An 18425-nucleotide genomic window follows, 5' to 3' on the forward strand; every position below is an offset into this window, starting at 1 on the left:
CCACGCCCTATCCCACCACCATCGCCGCCAGCGTCTCCAGCCGGTCGGCCTCGTGCGCCGGCTTGTCCCAGCGGATGCGGTGGATGCGGGGGAAGCGCATGGCGAGCCCGCTCTTGTGCCGGTTGGACGGGTGCACGCTGTCGAAGGCGACCTCCAGCACCAGCCCGGCCTCCACCTCGCGCACCGGGCCGTAGCGGCGGGTGGTGTGGTTGCGCACCCAGCGGTCCAGCTCGATCAGCTCGGCGTCGGTGAAACCGGAATAGGCCTTGCCGACCGGCACCAGCTCCTCGCCGCGCCAGACGCCGAAGGTGTAGTCGGAATAATAGCTCGACCGCTTCCCGTGGCCGCGCTGGGCGTACATCATCACGGTGTCGAGCGTCAGCGCCCCGCGCTTCCACTTGAACCACGGTCCCTTCGGCCGCCCGGCCAGATAGGCGCTGTCGCGCCGCTTCAGCATCAGCCCCTCGATGCCGTTCTCCCGCGCGCCCTCGCGCAGCGCCACCAGTTCGTCCCACCGGTCGAAGGGCACCAGCGGCGACAGATCCATCCGCCGCGGCTGCACCGCCCCGTACCAACGCTCCAGCCGGGCGCGCCGCTCGACGAAGGACAGGCCGCGCAGATCCTCGTCACCGTCGAACAGGATGTCGTAGAGCCGCACCCAGGCCGGCCCGTCGCGCAGCATCTGCGCCGTCACCGTCTTGCGGTTGAGCCGCTGCTGCAAATCGTTGAAGGGTGCCACCACCCCGTCACGCGCCACCAGCAGCTCGCCGTCCAGCACCGCGTCGAAACTCATATGGTCGACGATATCTGGAAACGCCCCCGACACGTCGTCGCCGGTGCGGCTGTAGAGCCGCCGCTCGCCGCCGCGCGCCACCAGCTGCACGCGGATGCCGTCCCATTTCCATTCCGCGGCATAGGCGGCGGGGTCGAGTGCCGCGCGGTCCTCCTCCTCCAGCGGGTGGGACAGCATCATCGGGCGGAAACCGGCGCCGGAGCCGCTGGCCGGGCGCTCCACCCGCCCTTCCAGCCAGGCGAACAGCTCCGGGTAAGGCGCGGTCAGCCCGTGCCAGACCTCCTCGACGTCATCGACACTCACCTCCGGCCGCGCCGCCCTGCCCCACTCCGCCAGCGCCGTCTTGGCGAGCCGGGCCGACACGCCGATGCGCAACGCCCCGGTGATCAGTTTCAGCAGAGCGAAGCGCCCCGACGAGTCGAGCGTGTCGAGCCAGCCCTCCACCAGCCCCATCACCTGTCCGCGCTTTGCGGCCTGCAAGCCCTCCACCACCTCGTTCAGGCTGGGCGGCAGGCTGTTCGCGCGTTCAGGTCGCTCGGGCCAGATCAGCGCCACCGTCTCCGCCAGATCGCCGACATAATCGTAGGACAGCGCCAGCAGGTCCGGATCGACCCGCGTCGCCGCCAGTTCGCGGATGGCGGCCGGCTTGGCTTCGCGGAAGGTCAAGGCACCGGTCAGCGCCGCCAGCGCCCAGCCGCGGTCGGGATCCGGCGTGGTGGCGAAATGCTCGACCAGCAACCGGATCTTGCCGTTGCGCGACGGCATGAAGACCAGCGCGTCGATCAGCGCAGCAAAGCGGTTCACGACGCCTCTCCTCCCGCAGCCCCACCCGTCACCCCTTCCGAATCCTCGTCCTCGAAACCGATCAGCGCCAGGGCGCGGGCGCGGATGCCGCGGCTGGTGGCGTAATGGACCAGCGCCTCCTCCCGGCCATGGGTCACCCAGACCTCCGGCGCGCCGACATCCTCCAGCGTTTGGCACAGCTCGTCCCAGTCGGCATGGTCGGAGATGACCAGCGGCAGTTCCACCCCGCGCTGGCGGGCACGCTGGCGCACCCGCATCCAGCCCGACGCCATCGCCACCACCGGATCGGCCAGCCGCCGCGCCCAGCGGTCGGCCACCGCCGCCGGCGGGGCGAGCACCAGCGCCCCCTTCAGATCCTCCTTCGCCGCCACCGTCGCCGGCCGCAGTTCCCCCAACTCGACCCCCAGACTGCCGTAGAGCCGGCACAACGGCTCCAGCGCGCCATGCAGCCAGATCGGGCGGTCATAGCCCGCCGCCCGCAGCAACGTGATCAGCCGCTGGCATTTGCCGAGCGCATAGACGCCGACGACATGGCTGCGCTCCGGAAACAGTGCCATCGAATGCAGCAACTTCTGCACCTCGCCCAGATCGGGCGGGTGGCGGAACACCGGCAGGCCGAAGGTCGCCTCGGTCACGAAGACATCGCAGGGCACCGGCTCGAACGGCGCACAGGTGCGATCCAGGCGGCGCTTGTAGTCGCCCGACACCACGACGCGCGACCCGGCATGCTCCATCACCACCTGGGCGCTGCCCAGCACATGGCCGGCCGGCACCAGCCGCACCGCCACGTCGCCGATGCGCAGGCTCTCGTCATACTCCAGCGCCTGCAGGCTTCCCCCCACCCCCTCGCCCATCCGCTGGCGCATGATGGCGAGCGTGCCCGGCGTCGCCAGCACATGGCGGTTGCCCGGCCTTGCATGGTCGGAATGGCCGTGGGTGACGACCGCGCGCTCCACCGGGCGCACCGGGTCGATGTAGAAGCCCCCCGGCTCGACATACAGGCCCTCGGGCAGGACCTTGATCCATTTGTCGGGATGGGGACGATCAGGATTGGATTGGTGTGCAGCGGACATGCGTCCTAATATAGGGCGTTCCAAGCGGAGACCCAGCGCATGCACCCGATCCTGCTGCCCACCCCCGAGATCGCCGATGCGCTCGCCACGAGGCGCCCGGTGGTGGCGCTGGAATCGACCGTGATCTCCCACGGCATGCCCTATCCGCAGAATCTGGAGACCGCCCGCGCATTGGAGGCGGAGGTGCGGGCCGCGGGCGCCCTCCCCGCCACCATCGCGGTGATGGACGGCCGCATCCGCATCGGGCTGGACGACGAGGCGCTGGAGCGGCTGGCCACCGCCGGCGCATCCGCGCGCAAGCTGAGCCGCCGCGACCTGCCCGTCGCCATCGCCACCGGTGCCCTGGGCGCCACCACGGTGGCGGCGACGATGATCGGGGCGCGGCTGGCCGGAATATCCGTCTTCGCCACCGGTGGCATCGGCGGCGTCCATCGCGGGGCGGAGATCAGCTTCGACATCTCCGCCGACCTCGACGAACTGGCCCGCACGTCCGTCTGCGTGGTCTGTGCCGGGGCCAAGTCGATTCTCGACCTGCCCAAGACGCTGGAGGTGCTGGAAACCCGCGGCGTGCCGGTCCTGGGCTTCGGCACGGACGAATTTCCCGCCTTCTACAGCCGCCGCAGCGGCCTGCCCGTCGATCATCGCTGTGACAACGTAACGGAAGTGGCGGATATCCTGCGGGCGAAATGGCAGCTTGGCTTGGAAGGCGGCGTGCTGCTCGCCAACCCGATCCCGGCTGCCGACGAACTCGACGCCGACGCGATGGAAGCAGCGGTCAACCAGGCGCTGGCCGACGCGGAAGCCAACAATATCAAGGGGAAGGACATCACCCCCCACCTGCTGGCGGCGCTGGAGCGCATCACCGGCGGGCGCAGCCTGACCGCCAACATCGCGCTGATCCGCAACAACGCGCGGGTTGCGGCCGGGGTTGCCGCCGCCCTTGCCACCCCCTAAAACCGAACGGATAGGACTAATCCTGCGGTGGTAAGGCTTTAGCCCCGGTACCGGCTTAAGACCCCGTTAACCGCCTGCGCGCAAATCTGTCGTCATCGAACGAGCGGAGGCTTCAATGCGCGCACCCAGCAGCACCTCGACCCTGGTTTCCCGGATGATCGCGATGGCCGGCCAAGGCGACGAGGCGCCGGGTATGGCGGAGATGAAGGAGCCCGCCCACGTCAAGCGCATCGTCTGGGCCTCCCAGGCGGCCAAGCTGCGCGTGTCGCTGTCATCCCGCTCCATCCACGAGATCGAAGCCGCCGTCACCGCCGACCTGGACAGCATGGAATTGCCGGAAGTGTTCTTCACCTCGGTCGAGGTTGGCGGCCATGTCGTGACCTGCGACCTGGACGCCTCCGGCACCGCCTCCATCTTCGGCCTGATCGAGGCCCATGAATATGACGATCTGGTGGAAGAGGCCGGCGACGACGCCCTGTTCGGCGTCGATTGGGACGGCGTCTACATCACCCCGGCCCGCACGCGGCACTGAGCCCGGCCCCTCCGGCCCGACAAGCCCCGCCTCCGAAAACGCCCCGCAGCCCGCCTGCGGGGCGTTTTGCGTTGCCCGCCGGACTCGAGAATCCCGCCCGGAATGGCCATGCGGATTGCATGCATCCCATGCATTCTGGTTCGCCGCTCCGACTCTGAGACGCAATTTGCGATGGCGGAAGCAGCCGGTCAGGGTTGCCCCCGCATATCCCACCCCTCCGCTTTGGTATACTACTTGCGTAAGACAAACGGCCTCTCCCGTCTCGCTGTTGCAGCGGAGTTTCCATGTCCCGACACCTGAGCGCCCTGCTTGCCGCCGGACTGGCTCTCGCCGTCGTCATCGTCATGACGGTTCACATCGTCTGGCAGGACCGGAAAAATACCGCTGCACGGATGGAGGCGCTCGCCGCTGATATGGCCAAGGTCGTCGAGGACCATGTCCTGCACACCACGAAAGGTGCCGACATCGCCTTGCGTCAGGCGATCTCCCTGGTCGACGACGCCGGCAGCCTGGAAGCCGTGCGGAACACGGTCCATTGGCGCCGGTTGCGCGATGCTCTCGCAAATCTGGACGGTGGGGACACCCTATGGCTGTTCGATGCCAAGGGCAACGCGATCGTCGGCACCGGCCGGCAGATGGACCGGCCGCTCAACATCGCGGACCGCCGGCATTTTCAGATGGTGATGCAGGGGGCGGACTTCGTGATCAGCCCGGCCTTGCGCAGCCGTATGGACAACCGCATCCTCTTCACCATCTCACGGCCGATCCGCGACTGGACCGGCGACATCATCGGCATCGCCAGCACCGGCATGAAAACCGAATGGCTGGTCAACTTCTACGCCTTGATGTCGTTCGGGCTGGACACGACGGTCACGGTCTTCCGTACCGACGGTGAGATCGTCGCCCGCAGTCCGGATTTGGCCAGCCACCTCGGCAAGAACAACCGGAACGGACGGCTCTTCCAGGAACAGCTCCCGCGCTCGCCGGTCGGTGTCTACTGGTCACGGTCCGTATTGGACGGCAAGGAGCGGCTTGCCGCCTACCGGCTGATCCCGGATCTGAATCTTGTCGTTTACACCGGAATCGAAGGAACGTCGGCCTTCGCCGCGTGGCGGACCCGATCGCTCTGGTTCATGGCCGAAGTGGCGCTGGCCACGATCCTCGTCCTGCTCGTGCTTCTGTGGGGCGTCCGCATGATCCGCCGGGAGCACCACGTCCAGATGCGCGTGCTCGAAGCGGAAAGTGCCGCGCGGCAACTGGATGCCGAACTCCATCAGGCCCGGCGCGATCCCCTGACCGGATTGCCGGCCCGTGGACTGTTCCTCGAACTGGCGGAAGGGATGCACCGGAACGCCGGGAAAAAGGGATTGGTCCTCGCCTTTCTCTACATCGACCTGGACGGCTTCAAGGCGGTGAACGACCGGCACGGCCATCATCAGGGGGATCGTGTTCTGACGATGGTCGCCGAGATCATGCGCCAGATGATCCGCGACGGCGATCTGCTTGGCCGGCTCGGCGGCGATGAGTTCGTCATCTGCCTGTCCGGGCATGTTCCCGATATCAAGACGGTCGCCACCAGCGTCGCCTCCCGCATCATCAATCAGGTTCGCGATCTCAACGTGGGCGTCGGATGCAGCATTGGAATCGCGCTGTCCGCGGGCGAATGCGGCGACCTGTCCGGTTCCCTGCGTCAGGCGGACACCGCGATGTATCGCGCCAAACAGTCGGGAAAGGGATCCTGGTCCATTCACGAACCGGTGCAGGAGCCCTGCCTCTCCCGCGATAGCAAGATCGTCGCCTGATGCCGGGCGATGTCCCGGAGCCGATCAGACCGCTTCCGATCAGGCCGCTTCCGATCAGGCCGCCTTCGATCAAACCGGCTCGCGAGTGCCTGATGGCCGTGTCGCTGCGGCGGTGGGCATGCCGACCACCACGTCGTGGCGGATGACCGGCAGGCCGGGGCGCCGTTCCTCCCAGGCCGTCAGGAAGGCGTCGATGCGGTCGGCCGGCAGCGGGCGGCTGACGAAGTAACCCTGGATCAGGTCGCAGCCCATCAGCGACAGCGCCTCCCATTGGGCCGCCTCCTCCACCCCTTCCGCCACCACGCTGCGGCTCAGGTCATGGGCGATGCGCGAGATGGACGACACCATGCTGCGCGCGTCGGGACGGCGGTGGACGTCGTCGATGAAGGCCTTGTCCAGCTTCAGCGTGTTGATCGGCAGCGTCCGCAGATAGGTCAGCGACGAATAGCCGGTGCCGAAATCGTCCAGCGCGATGTGGATGCCGGCCTGCCGCAGCGCGTTCAGCTTGCCGATGGCGGCGTCGAGCGAGCCGATCATCTGCGACTCGGTGATCTCCAGCTCCAGCCGGTGCGGCGGCAGGCCGGTGCGGGACAGGATCTCCAGGACCCGCGGCACGAAGTCATGCTGGGCCAACTGGACCGCCGACATGTTGACGCTCATCGTCACGCCGCCCGCCCCGCGGCAGGCCAGCCCGACCGCCTCGATGCAGGCGGTCTCCAGCACCCACAGGCCGAGCGGGACGATCAGGCCCGAATCCTCGCAGACCGGAATGAAGCGGTCGGGCGATACCGGCCCCAGTTCCGAATCGGTCCAGCGGATCAGCGCCTCGAAGCCGCGGACCCGGCCGTCGGATGTGGCGACCTGCGGCTGGTAATGCAGGGTGAAGGCCTGACGGTCGAAGGCCAGCCGGGCACGGCTGAGCAGCCGCATGCGCTCCACCACATTGCGGTTCATGTCGGCGGTGAAGGTGCAGATACGCCCGCGCCCGCTCTCCTTGGCCCGGTACATGGCGGTATCGGCATTCTGCAGCAGATCGTCGAAACAGCGGCCATCCCAGGGATAGCGCGCGATGCCGACGCTGCAGGAGACGAAGAAATGCTGCCCCTCGACCGGGAAGGGGATGGCCAGCGCCTGCTCCAGCCGCCGCGCCGCGTCCGCCGGGTCGCCGGCCTCTCCACTGTCGACCACCACCACGAACTCGTCGCCGCCCAGACGCGCGATGAACAGCCCGTCACCGACGGCCTTCCGGATGCGCTGGCCCAGCAGCTTCAGCAGCTCGTCGCCCGCCTTGTGGCCGAATCCGTCGTTGATGAACTTGAAATTGTCCATGTCGAGGAACAGCAACGCCAGCGCCCCGGCATTCCCCGACGCCTTTTTACCGGCGATCAGCCGGTCGACATGCTGTTCCAGGGCCAGCCGGTTGGGCAGGTCGGTCAGGGAATCGAAATGGGCCAGATGGTCCAGCCATGCCTGCTGCTGCTTCTGCGTGGTGATGTCGGTGTAGGAGCCGGCCATGATCGTCGGCTGTCCCCGCCCCTGCCCCTCACCATCGAACAGGGCCTTGCCGGTGGCGTACAGCCACAGGTAACTGCCGTCGCGGTGGCGGACGCGGTATTCCACCCGATATTCCGGCAGTTCGCCGGACAGGTGGCGCTGCAACGCTTCCTCCGCCTGCGGACGGTCTTCAGGATGGATGCGGTCGAACCAGGCCGCCCGCGTCCCGATGCTGAGGGCTTCCACGCCCAGCAACTCCTCGACGCGGCCTGACAGGACGCGGCTGTCGTTGACGATGTCCCAGGTCCAGATGATGTCGCGCGATGCCTCCGCCACCAGCCGCATCCGGCTTTCCCGCACGCGCAGGGCTTCCTTGCTGGCGGTCAGCTCCTCGATCTTGGCCTCCAGCTCCCGGCGCGACTCGCTGAGCGCCTCGTTGCTCAGATGCAGCGCCGCCTCGGCGATCCGCCGTTCGCGCAGCGCGAAGGACAGAACCAGAACCATGCCGAACAGCAGCAGCAGCACGGCGCCGACCGTCACCACCAGCCAGCGGTAGGTCTCTATGAAGGAAAAGGGCTTGTTGATCAGCCGGTCGAGCGGCACCAGCCGCGTGGTGTCGAGCCCGTAGCGCTCCATCTGCCGGTAGTCGGCGGCACGGATGACCGACTGCCGCCGCTCCGCCGACAGGCCGGAGATCGGCATGCCGTTCACCAGGGCCGCCGCCAGCACGCCGACCGCACGGCCATGCTCCTGCGCGCTCAGCAGGCTGCCGCCGACGATGCCGTGGCCCAGCAGATATTCCTGCAAGCCGTAGATCGGCACGCTGCTCTTTTCGCTCAACAGCTTCAGGAACTGTTCGGGCGGCAGGACCAGGCCTTCGCGATCGGTGGCATAGGTGCCCAGCAGCACCGCGCTGTCCGGCGGCAGGGCGGCCAGCCGCTCCTCCAGCCGGGCGAAGGGCAGCTCGGGCAGGAACTGCCGCTCCACCCCGGCAGGAAACCGGCCGGCGGCCACCACCGCCTCGATTTCGGCATCCAGCCCGACACCCGTCTCGGTGTGGTCGCGCAGGATGAACAGACGTTGCAGCCGCGGGTTGACGGCCATCGCCATGCGCACGGTGCCTTCGATGTCCTTGGTTTCGTCAACGCCGACGACGTTGACCTCGCCCTCGGTCAGCCGCCGCACCGTGATCGGCAGCACGCCGCCATGCACCAGCGGAACCGGACCATAGATCTCCCGCCGCAATTCCAGGGCGAAGGACAGCGCGGCGTCGTCGGTGGAGACGATGGTATCGACCGTGCCCTTCGGGTGACGGTAGGCGATCAGCCCCCGCAGGCGCTCTATCCCGCTGGGGTCGGGGAAACGCTTCCAATCCAGGTAATAGGGGATCACGAGCGCATTGGGCGCCCCCGATGCCAGCATGCCGGAGATGCCGGCCGCCTGCCGGTCGGTCCACTCATAGCCCTGATGGTAGGAGTGCAGGACCAGAACCGTCCTGTTCGGCGGTGTCGCCCGCCCGCCCGCCGGCACCGACAGGGTCGCCAGCAGAAACAGTCCCAACATCAGAACGCGGCTGCGCGTCCATATGGCGGACCAAGTGACGGATCGTCCGGTCATGGTGCACCCTTCGGTCGCTTACCCGGCCATACCCTTCATCGGCCGCCCCGGCAAAGCCGTGCGAAGCCTGAAGAAATCCGGCCATTCCCGAACAAAGGATAAGCAGCGCAGTCACTTCAGCGCCAGAGACTTCTGATAAGGATTCTCCCGGGAGTTATGGTTAATTTTCCATGGAAGATTGGAATTTTTCCAAATCATTCGCGGATGAGGCGTGATCGAATATTCAAATATCGGCACCTTTCTTTCTGCATCCCCATCCGCAGAAATGGATGGTTCGTCTCGCAGCCGCACACAAACCCCATCGCCTTGCTGCGGAACAGACGGCAGTGCGCGGCTGCAGTCCCGGTTGCACCTCGCCTTTTCCCCCTTGGATGCGGAGAGCTATCCGGCTACCGGCTGCCGGGGTAGGGCCGCAGGGTCACGCCCCTCATTGCAGACTGCGCTGCATCTCCTCGAAGGTGCGGGAGAAGCCGTTCAGCGGAAAATCGATGTCGCGCTTTCCCACCCGGGAATTGACGCGCACCAGGATGGTCGAGCCGTTGCGGAACTGGTCGGCGACGCGGCCGGACACGAAGTTCGGGAACATGCACATGTTCAGCGTCGCCACATGCGATTCGATGCGCGGCTGGCGGTCGACGCGGATGGCGCAGCGGTCGATCAGCCCCTGGCTGGTGGTCAGGAACAGGTGGAAGTCGTTGCCGGTCGGGATGATGCTCAGCGCGATGAAGCCGACATCCTTCCCGTCATCGAACAGGCGGTAGATCATCAGCCGGCAGGTCTTGCTGTCGGTCATCCGGTCGATGTCGCACTGGTTGGTCCAGGCGCCCTCCGGCCCGAAATCGGCTGCGGCCTTGGAGAAGTCGACGGCGGCGGCGGGCCTGGCGGTCAACAGGCCGGCGGCGAATGGGCTGACAGCCAGCGTCAGGGCCAGCAATCCCGCAGCCGCAGCCGCCCTGAACCAACCCGACAGACCCTTTGCGCGCATCGCCCCGTCCCCGCCATCGTTCGTGTTAACACGGAATGCGCCATGATAACCGGGGACGGCGGGCGTGCAAGGAACGAGATGCCGCGCATCAAACCGTCAAACGGCCTTCTGCGCGGCATCCACCGATCAGATGCAGATCAGATGCGCCCTTCCTCGAAGTCGCGGAAGGCCTGCATCACCTCCTCCCGCGTGTTCATGACGAAGGGACCGCCCCAGGCGATGGGCTCGCCGATCGGCTCGCCAGCCAGCAGCAGGAAGCGCGCCCCCTCCGGCCCGGCGACCGCCTCGACCTGCTCGCCGTCGCCCAGCACGATCACCCGCGGCCCCGACAGAGCCCCATCGCCACCCACGCTCAGTGTGCCTTCGAACAGCACCAGGAAGGCGGTGTGGCCAGCCGGCAGCGGCTCGGCAAAGGAGACCGACGGCGGCAGTACGACGTCGAAATAGCGGGCGTCGGTCGCCTCGGCCCGCACCGGCCCGGCCGTGCCGCGGGCGGTGTCGCCGGCGATCACGGTGACGGTCGCCCCGTCCTCGCGCCGCTCCACCGGGATCGAGGCGGCCGGGAACTCCTGATAGCGCGGCTCGGTCATCTTCAGACGGGCCGGCAGGTTGATCCACAGCTGGAATCCGCGCATCAGCCCCTCGGTCTGCTCCGGCATCTCCGAATGGATCAGGCCGCGGCCAGCGGTCATCCACTGCACGCCGCCGGTCTCGATCACCCCCTCATGCCCGTGGTTGTCGGCATGGCGCATGCGGCCGGCCAGCATGTAGGTCACCGTCTCGAAGCCGCGATGGGGATGGTCGGGGAAGCCCGCCAGATAGTCGGTCGGCTGGTCCGACCCGAACAGGTCCAGCATCAGGAAGGGATCGAGCGTGCGCAGGCGCGGCGTACCCAGCATGCGGGTCATACTGACCCCGGCGCCGTCGGAGGTGGCCATGCCCTCCACGGCGGCGAGCACCGGGCGGACACCGGAGGTGGCGGGCTTGGCGGACATGGCGAAGACTCCTGACAAACGAATGGATGCACCACAGGTAGTCCTCCCCGGCCCCGCCGTGAAGCCGGTCCGCCCGCGCCACAGCGTTCCGCTCCGCGCAACAATCGCACCCTAGAGTGTGATCGTTTCAAGCGGAGTCGCTTGAAGCGTGAATCACACGGAAAATCAAAAGTTTAGGGTCTGTCTGGTGCTTCAATGAGCACCAGACAGACTCCAAAAATGCATAGCGAAAAGGCCGCCGGAGAACCGGCGGCCTTCTCGAAGAGACCCGTGGGAAAGGATTGTTCTTAGTGGATGCTCTCGCCATGCAGGGCGAGGTCGAGACCGTCGCGCTCCACATCCTCCTCGACGCGCAGGCCCATGACCACGTCGACGACCTTCAGCAGGACGAAGGTGGCGATGGCGCACCAGGCGACGGTGTAGGCGACGCCCTGGACCTGGATCCAGACGGCGGCGGCGTTGCCTTCCAGCAGGCCCAGCGTGGCCTTCGGGTCGGCCTGGAGGACGGCGGCGAAACCGCCTTCGCTGTTGGACACCGACATCTTGGCGAAGACGCCGGTCAGGATGGCGCCGATCAGGCCGCCGACGCCATGCACGCCGAAGGCGTCCAGGCTGTCGTCATAGCCCAGCATGTGCTTGAGGCTGGTGGCCGACCAGAAGCAGACCACGCCGGCGACGATGCCGATGACGATGGCGCCCGTCGGGTCGACGAAGCCGGCGGCCGGGGTCACCGCGACCAGGCCGGCGACGGCGCCGGAGATGATGCCGAGGATCGACGGCTTGCCCTTGACGATCCACTCCGCGAACAGCCAGCCCATGGCGGCACCGGCGGTGGCGATGTGCGTGGCGGCCAGCGCCATGCCGGCACGCGGACCGGCGGTCAGGGCCGAACCGGCGTTGAAGCCGAACCAGCCGACCCACAGCAGCGAGGCGCCGATCAGCGACAGCACCAGGTTGTGCGGCATGAAGGCTTCCTTCGGGTAGCCCTTGCGCTTGCCGATCACCAGGGCGGCGACGAGGCCGGCCACACCCGCGTTGATGTGCACGACCGTGCCGCCGGCGAAGTCGAGCACGCCCAGGCCGAACAGGAAGCCCGACGGATACCAGACCCAGTGGGCGATCGGCGCATAGACCACGATCGACCACAGGGCGGTGAAGACCAGCAGCGAGGAGAACTTCATGCGGTCGGCGAAGGCGCCGGTGATCAGGGCCGGGGTGATGATCGCGAAGGTCATCTGGAACATCATGAAGACCGGCTCGGGGATCGTCGTCGGGACGCCAGACCCCGTCGCCTCGCCCAGCACGAAGGCCTTCGTGAAGTCGAGCCCGTTGAGGAACAGCCGGTCGAGACCGCCGACATAGGCACCGGTGCCGGTGAAGGCCAGGCTGTAACCGATCACGTACCACAGGACGCTGATCAGGCAGGTGATGGCGAAGCTCTGCATCACCGTCGCCAGCACGTTCATCTTGCGGACCATGCCGCCGTAGAACAGCGCCAGGCCGGGGATGGTCATCATCAGCACCAGCGCGGTGGAGATCAGCATCCAGGCGGTATCGCCGCCATTCAGCGCCGGAGCCGCCGGTGCGGCGGCAGTGGCGGCTGCAGCCGCAGCCGCGGCAGCGGCGGCAGCCGCCGGATCCTGGGCAAGGGCTGCGGCCGGCATGCCGACCGCGCCCAGAGCAACCGCCATCATCGGTGCGGCCATAAGGAACAGACGGTTCATCGAGGCTCCTCTTTCTCCAAAATCGCTCCCACCCCTGAACGGCCGGCGCGGCACCGGAGGTGTTCCGCGCTCAAGCCACCGCACCGGGGCGACCCCGTCCCGGTCGCCCCGTCCCCGGCAAAGGCGGGGCGGCGGACGGGACCAAGGACGCCTCCAGCGTTACAAGAAGCGTGCCAGTCGAAAACGGCTTGGAATCGTCAGGGTTGTCCTGACACGGGACCCCCGAACGGGCACCCTCCTACGAGTCGCGCCCGGTATTTGCCCAGGAAATGGGCAGATTTCGGAACCGACATTTCGCCGCAAATTTCGGGTATTCGACCGAATGGCAGGGCCGGCAGCCGCGTTCTGCTCTGCGCTTGCCAAGCATTTTGGCTGTCATTCCGGCAGATGATGAAATTTTGGGCAGTGTCCGGCTCATGCGGCGGTCAAAGCGGAGGCATCGGGGCGGAACGGTCCGCCCGCCTACCCCTTCCATCCAGGCCGTTCGGCAGGGCGCCGCATACGCCCCTCTTTCCTCCTAGGCCCGCAAAGAGGTATTGCGGCGGGTAAGCCGATGCGAACCCACCGCCGGGCCTATTGGACATGGCGGCGAGATGTGGCACCGTCAACGCCTCCATATGAATTGGTCGCCGCCGAGCGGCCGCAAGAATAAGGCAAAGGGGGTAACGGCCATGCTCGACAAACGGGATCTGCGCCTTGCACCGCGACGTGCGGTGGCGCTGGTGCTGGCCGGGGGACGCGGAAGCCGTCTGAAGCAGCTGACCGACCGGCGGGCCAAGCCGGCGACCTATTTCGGCGGCAAGTACCGCATCATCGACTTCGCACTGTCCAACTGCGTCAACTCCGGCTTCCGCCGCATCGGCGTGCTGACGCAGTACAAGTCGCACAGCCTTCTGCGCCATCTCCAGCGCGGCTGGAACGTCTTCCGCGGCGAGATGAACGAGTTCTGCGACCTGCTGCCGGCCCAGCAGCGGGTCAGCGAGACGGAGTGGTACCAGGGCACCGCCGACGCCGTGTACCAGAACCTGGACATCCTGCGCGACCACGAGCCGGAATATGTCCTGATCCTGGCCGGCGACCACATCTACAAGATGGATTACGGCGCCCTGCTGCTCGACCACATCGACCGCAAGGCCGACGTCACCGTTCCCTGCATCGCGGTCCCGCGCGAACAGGCGACCGGTTTCGGCGTCATGCACATCGACAATGACCGCCGCATCATCGACTTCGTCGAGAAGCCGGCCGACCCGCCGCCGATGCCCGGCCGCCCCGACATGGCGCTGGCCAGCATGGGCATCTACGTCTTCAACGCCCAGTTCCTCTACGACCAGCTGGAACGCGACGTCGCCACCCCCGGCTCCAGCCGCGATTTCGGCAAGGACATCATCCCGCATCTGGTCAAGAGCGGCGCCCGCATCATCGCCCACGACTATGCCGACAGCGCCATCATCGACGCGCCGGACGACGCCCCCTACTGGCGCGACGTCGGCACCATCGACGCCTATTGGGAAGCCAACCTGGACCTCTGCCACGTCACGCCGCAACTGAACCTGTACAACCGCGACTGGCCGATCTTCACCTATCAGGAACAGCTTCCCCCCGCCAAGTTCGTCTTCGACGACGAGAACCGCCGCGGCACGGCGATCGACAGCCTGGTGTCGGGCGGCTGCATCATCTCCGGCTCCACCGTGCGGCGGTCGCTGCTGTTCAGCTCGGTCCGCGTCAACTCCTACAGCGAGCTGCACGAGGCGGTGGTCCTGCCGGAATGCGACATCGGCCGCCATTGCCGCCTGAAGAAGGTGGTGATCGACCGCGGCGTCAGCATCCCCAACGGCCTCGTCGTCGGCGAGGACGCGGAGCTTGACGCCAAGCGCTTTTACCGCAGCGAGGGCGGCGTCGTCCTGATCACCCGCGAGATGATCGAGAAGCTGCCGAAGGAATAAGGCGGCATTTCGCCGCCCCCTTGCACCCTGGCCCGCGCCGATGCGATCCGGCTCCCCACCGGACCCGCATCGGCGCTATAGCATGCCTGCCCCCTCCGGCTTTTCACCCCTCCCGCCTTTCATCCGAGTGCCTTCCCGATGCGCGTCCTTTACGTCACGTCCGAATGCTACCCGATGGTCAAGACGGGGGGGCTGGCGGACGTGTCCGCCGCCCTGCCGCCGGCCCTGATCGCCGCCGGCGCCGACGTCCGCCTGCTGCTGCCCGGCTATCCCGCCGTTCTGAACAGCCTGCAGAACCTGCATGACGTCGGCGACCTGATCACCGACCTGCCCGGCTGCGACCGTGCCCAGCTGTGCATCGGCCGCACCGCCGACGGGGTTCTCGCCTATGCGCTGAAGGCGCCGTCGCTGTACGACCGTCCCGGCAACCCCTATCTCGGACCGGACGGCAAGGACTGGGCCGACAATGCCCAGCGCTTCGCCGCCCTCGCCTGGGTCGCCGCCGGCTTCGCGGCGGAGACCTCCTACGATCCCTGGTGGCGGCCCGACATCCTGCACGGCCACGACTGGCAGGCGGCGCTGATCCCCGCCTATCTGACCCTGCGCCCCGACCGCTTCGCCGGCCCCTTCCGGCCGGGCACGGTGCTGACCATCCACAACATCGCCTATCAGGGCCTCTTCGGCCCCTGGATGATGGGCGACCTCGGCCTGCCCTCCTCCAGCTTCCGCATCGACGGCGTCGAGTATTACGGCAACATCAGCTTCCTGAAGGCCGGTTGCTTCTACGCCGACCGCCTGACCACGGTCAGCCCGACCTACGCCAACGAGATCCAGACGGCCGAGCACGGCACCGGCCTGCAGGGTCTGCTCGCCACCCGCTCCGACGTGCTGACCGGCATCCTGAACGGCGTCGATTACGCGGTGTGGGATCCGGCGACCGACCCGCATCTGCCCGCCCGCTATACCCCCGACGACCTCGGTGGTAAGGACGCCTGCAAGGCCGACCTGCAATCCGCCTTCGGCCTGGACCGCCGCGCGGACGCGCCGTTGGCCGCCGTGGTCAGCCGCCTGACCTGGCACAAGGGCCTCGATCTGGTGCTGGAGGCCGCCGGCCAATGGGTGTCCTGGGGCGGCCAGCTGGTGGTTCTGGGCAGCGGCGACGCCTCCAGCGAGGCCGGTTTCCGCCAGCTTGCCCAGTGGCATCCGCAGTCCATCGGCGTCCGCATCGGCTATGACGAGCCGCTGTCCCACCGCATCCAGGCCGGAGCCGACCTGTTCCTGGTGCCGTCCCGGTCGGAGCCCTGCGGCCTGACCCAGCTCTACGCCCTGAAATACGGCACCCTGCCGCTGGTCCGCCGCACCGGCGGCCTCGCCGACACGGTGATCGACGCCAACCCGGCGGCCAGCGCCGACGGCAGCGCGACGGGATTCCAGTTCGTCAACGCGACCGGCCAGGAACTGGTGTGGGCGCTGCGCCGGGCGATGGGCGTCTACCGCAAGCCCGACCGCTGGCACGCGATGCAGCGCCGCGCCATGACGCGGGACTTCGGCTGGCACGGCCCGGCGGAGGAGTACATGGAGCTGTATCGGGGACTAGGGGAGCGGTAGGCGGACGGGCCGGCTCGCCACCCGTTTTCCAGGAAACCCCTTGGCGGCGCTTGGCGCCTCGCCGATTGTCGCCCTGTTCCTGTCTCCGGAGTGCATCACAATCGCTGCTAGCCGGGCACGGCGACACTGGCAGCCTGACGGATGGCCGACGCAATCTCGTCTTCGCTGCGTCCTCCGTTGATGGCGATGCGCCCACCGAAGACGAAGTGAGGAACTGACCTGATCCCGGCGGCTGTCGATCGGGCCGCCTCCTGCTCGACACGTCTGTGCTGCATGGGGTCGAGCGCTATCGCGCGGGCTTCTTCGCGCTCGAACCCATAGGCCACGGCGATGTCCGCAAGGACATCGGGGTCCGAGATGTTCTTTGCTTTCAGAAAATGGGCACCGGTGATTGCGGCCGCGAGCTGGTGCTGCGTACCTCGTGCTCGTGCTGCGAGGATCAACCCGTGCGCCGGCTGCGTCCTGTAAGTCCAGGGCTGGCGGCTCAGGTCAAGGTCAAGGCCGGACGCCCGTGCTTCCGCCTCGGGCCGGGCGAACGACGCCTTCGGATCGGTCACGCCGTAGCGCGAGAGGAGAAGATCGGGAATATAGAGGCCCTCCGCTGGTGCATCGGGGAGCAGAAGGACCGGATGTTGACGGATATCCACGTCCAGCTCGGGGAATCGTTCCGCCAGGACCTTATCGAGACGGTGATGCCCGATGATGCACCAGGGACAGATGATCTCGGTGTAAAGATCGATTTGCAGCATCATATCATCCTTCTGGTCGTTGAGCCGACAAGTCTTGGATTGATCTGAGCACACACCCGTCAGAGTCAGGGGCCGCCTACCGGGCTGGTCGGGATGTCGGTAAGACATGCATGTTCGCGCTCACGGCCTGAGCAGACGGCTGGCCCGCCTTCAGGCAGCCTTTTCCAAGACCGCGCGAACCTGGGCTTCGGTGGCGGCGATGGCGGCCTTGGCCGCCTCAGGCCCGAAGACGGTACCTTCCACGCGGACGATTTCGATGTCGGTCAGGCCGATGAAGCCTAGGAGGTGGCGAAGATAGCCGGTCTGGAAATCAAAGGGGGCGTAGTGGCCTTCCGAGAAGACGCCGCCTGCGGCAGTGACGAGATAGACCTTCTTGCCGGTCAGCAATCCCTGCGGGCCGCCGGCTTCGCTATAATCGAAGGTCACGCCCGGCCAGGTGATATGATCGAACCAGCTCTTGAGCTGAGACGACGGGCCGAAATTGATCATGCCCGAACCCAGGACGATCACATTGGCCGCCTTCACCTCTTCGACGAGTTGCTGGGCAAGGCCGACCGCGTTGATCTGCTCAGGCGTGCGCGCCTCGGGGGCCGCGACGCGGCCGTTGATATAAGCCTGCGCGATATACGGCGGTGGGTTGGCCGCGAGATCGCGAGTCAAAAGGGTGCCGCCCAGGCGAACCTTGAGGCCTTCGGCGATCTCGGTCGCGAAGCGGGTGGACAGGCTCTCGGCGCCACGAGGGCTCGATGTGACGAGGAGGATGTTGGTCATGGCTGCTCCGATCCGAACAGGGTAGTTAATTCTTGTTACCAACACCAATAAAGTAACTGCTCTTTCCCTCGCAAGAAGGCACTCCTATGACACTTAGTAACATTGATTTTCCTTCCCCCAGCAAAGGTGACGACTGCCGTATGGCTCGGGAAATCCTTGATCTCGTCGGTGACAAATGGAGCCTGTACATCATCGCAACACTCAAAGATGAACCAGTTCGGTTCAATGAGCTAAGGCGTCAGATCGATGGCATCTCGCAGCGGATGCTGACGATCACTTTGCGCGAACTGGAACGCGATGGGTTGGTAAAGCGAACGTTGTTTCCCACCATTCCGCCGCGCGTGGAGTATGAGTTGACGGAGATGGGACGGACGCTCCTTGCGCCCGTAATGGCTCTCGTTACGTGGGCGCGAACCAATCAGGAGAATATCCAAGAGGCTCGCGTCCGGTACGATGCAAGCTAAGGCGTCTGGGAAACAATTTGAGCCGGTATCTGGCAGTGGCGGGAGGCGGCGAGAGGCGGCGAGCCAGTGCGTTTTTCGAGCGCCCTTACCAACTGCTTCCTCCCCGTGATAGGACTA

Annotated in this window: 14 protein-coding genes; 6 read left to right on the forward strand and 8 right to left on the reverse strand. The window is 66.7% G+C overall.

Annotated elements, in window-relative coordinates; all coding sequences use genetic code 11:
* Positions 1-7: 7 nt before the first annotated feature.
* Together J2848_RS08265 and J2848_RS08270 are read right to left on the reverse strand one after the other, a co-directional pair.
* Positions 8-1597: a cisplatin damage response ATP-dependent DNA ligase gene (locus J2848_RS08265; RefSeq protein WP_149229470.1), complete on the reverse strand. Its 1590-nt coding sequence runs from the start codon at positions 1595-1597 to the stop codon at positions 8-10.
* On the reverse strand, positions 1594-2670 hold the full coding sequence (locus J2848_RS08270; protein ID WP_149229469.1) for a ligase-associated DNA damage response exonuclease: 1077 nt from the start codon (positions 2668-2670) through the stop codon (positions 1594-1596). The genes J2848_RS08265 and J2848_RS08270 overlap by 4 nt, the downstream gene beginning before the upstream one ends.
* Positions 2671-2709: 39 nt before the next feature.
* Between J2848_RS08270 and J2848_RS08275 the strand changes: the two genes are divergently transcribed.
* The 3 genes from J2848_RS08275 to J2848_RS08285 all read left to right on the forward strand — a co-directional run bounded on the left by J2848_RS08275 (position 2710) and on the right by J2848_RS08285 (position 5958).
* Complete coding sequence (locus J2848_RS08275) at positions 2710-3624, forward strand: pseudouridine-5'-phosphate glycosidase (RefSeq protein WP_149229468.1); 915 nt, start codon at positions 2710-2712, stop codon at positions 3622-3624.
* A 115-nt stretch (positions 3625-3739) separates the two neighbouring features.
* Complete coding sequence (locus tag J2848_RS08280; RefSeq protein ID WP_109085014.1) at positions 3740-4156, forward strand: hypothetical protein; 417 nt, start codon at positions 3740-3742, stop codon at positions 4154-4156.
* 344 nt (positions 4157-4500) lie between these two features.
* Positions 4501-5958, forward strand: a complete 1458-nt coding sequence (locus tag J2848_RS08285) for a sensor domain-containing diguanylate cyclase (protein ID WP_170306936.1) — start codon at positions 4501-4503, stop codon at positions 5956-5958.
* A 69-nt stretch (positions 5959-6027) separates the two neighbouring features.
* Here the strand turns inward: J2848_RS08285 and J2848_RS08290 are convergent, their stop codons facing one another.
* From J2848_RS08290 to J2848_RS08305, 4 genes are all read right to left on the reverse strand, one after another.
* A complete protein-coding gene (locus J2848_RS08290; protein ID WP_246193617.1) occupies positions 6028-9015 on the reverse strand; it encodes a GGDEF and EAL domain-containing protein in 2988 nt (995 codons plus the stop codon).
* Between the two features lie 481 nt (positions 9016-9496).
* Positions 9497-10054, reverse strand: coding sequence for an invasion associated locus B family protein (locus tag J2848_RS08295; protein ID WP_149229465.1), 558 nt, complete (start codon positions 10052-10054; stop codon positions 9497-9499).
* A gap of 137 nt (positions 10055-10191) precedes the next feature.
* Positions 10192-11049, reverse strand: a complete 858-nt coding sequence (locus tag J2848_RS08300) for a pirin family protein (protein ID WP_149229464.1) — start codon at positions 11047-11049, stop codon at positions 10192-10194.
* 287 nt (positions 11050-11336) lie between these two features.
* Positions 11337-12773, reverse strand: a complete 1437-nt coding sequence (locus J2848_RS08305) for an ammonium transporter (RefSeq protein WP_149229463.1) — start codon at positions 12771-12773, stop codon at positions 11337-11339.
* A 671-nt stretch (positions 12774-13444) separates the two neighbouring features.
* Here J2848_RS08305 and glgC point away from each other — a divergent pair.
* Both glgC and glgA read left to right on the forward strand, forming a co-directional pair.
* Entirely contained in the window at positions 13445-14716 is a 1272-nt protein-coding gene (gene glgC, locus J2848_RS08310) for a glucose-1-phosphate adenylyltransferase (RefSeq protein WP_149229462.1), read from the forward strand.
* A 138-nt stretch (positions 14717-14854) separates the two neighbouring features.
* A complete protein-coding gene (gene glgA, locus J2848_RS08315; protein WP_149229461.1) occupies positions 14855-16324 on the forward strand; it encodes a glycogen synthase GlgA in 1470 nt (489 codons plus the stop codon).
* 107 nt (positions 16325-16431) lie between these two features.
* On the opposite strand, the gene J2848_RS08320 is transcribed toward glgA, so the two are convergent.
* Together J2848_RS08320 and J2848_RS08325 are read right to left on the reverse strand one after the other, a co-directional pair.
* Positions 16432-17076, reverse strand: a complete 645-nt coding sequence (locus tag J2848_RS08320) for a DsbA family oxidoreductase (RefSeq protein WP_170306935.1) — start codon at positions 17074-17076, stop codon at positions 16432-16434.
* A gap of 147 nt (positions 17077-17223) precedes the next feature.
* A complete protein-coding gene (locus tag J2848_RS08325; RefSeq protein WP_149229459.1) occupies positions 17224-17844 on the reverse strand; it encodes an FMN-dependent NADH-azoreductase in 621 nt (206 codons plus the stop codon).
* A gap of 86 nt (positions 17845-17930) precedes the next feature.
* On the opposite strand from J2848_RS08325, the gene J2848_RS08330 reads away from it, so the two are divergent.
* Entirely contained in the window at positions 17931-18308 is a 378-nt protein-coding gene (locus tag J2848_RS08330; protein WP_149229458.1) for a winged helix-turn-helix transcriptional regulator, read from the forward strand.
* The last annotated feature ends 117 nt before the right edge of the window (positions 18309-18425 follow it).

This window comes from Azospirillum lipoferum (assembly GCF_024170005.1).
GTDB lineage: Bacteria > Pseudomonadota > Alphaproteobacteria > Azospirillales > Azospirillaceae > Azospirillum > Azospirillum lipoferum.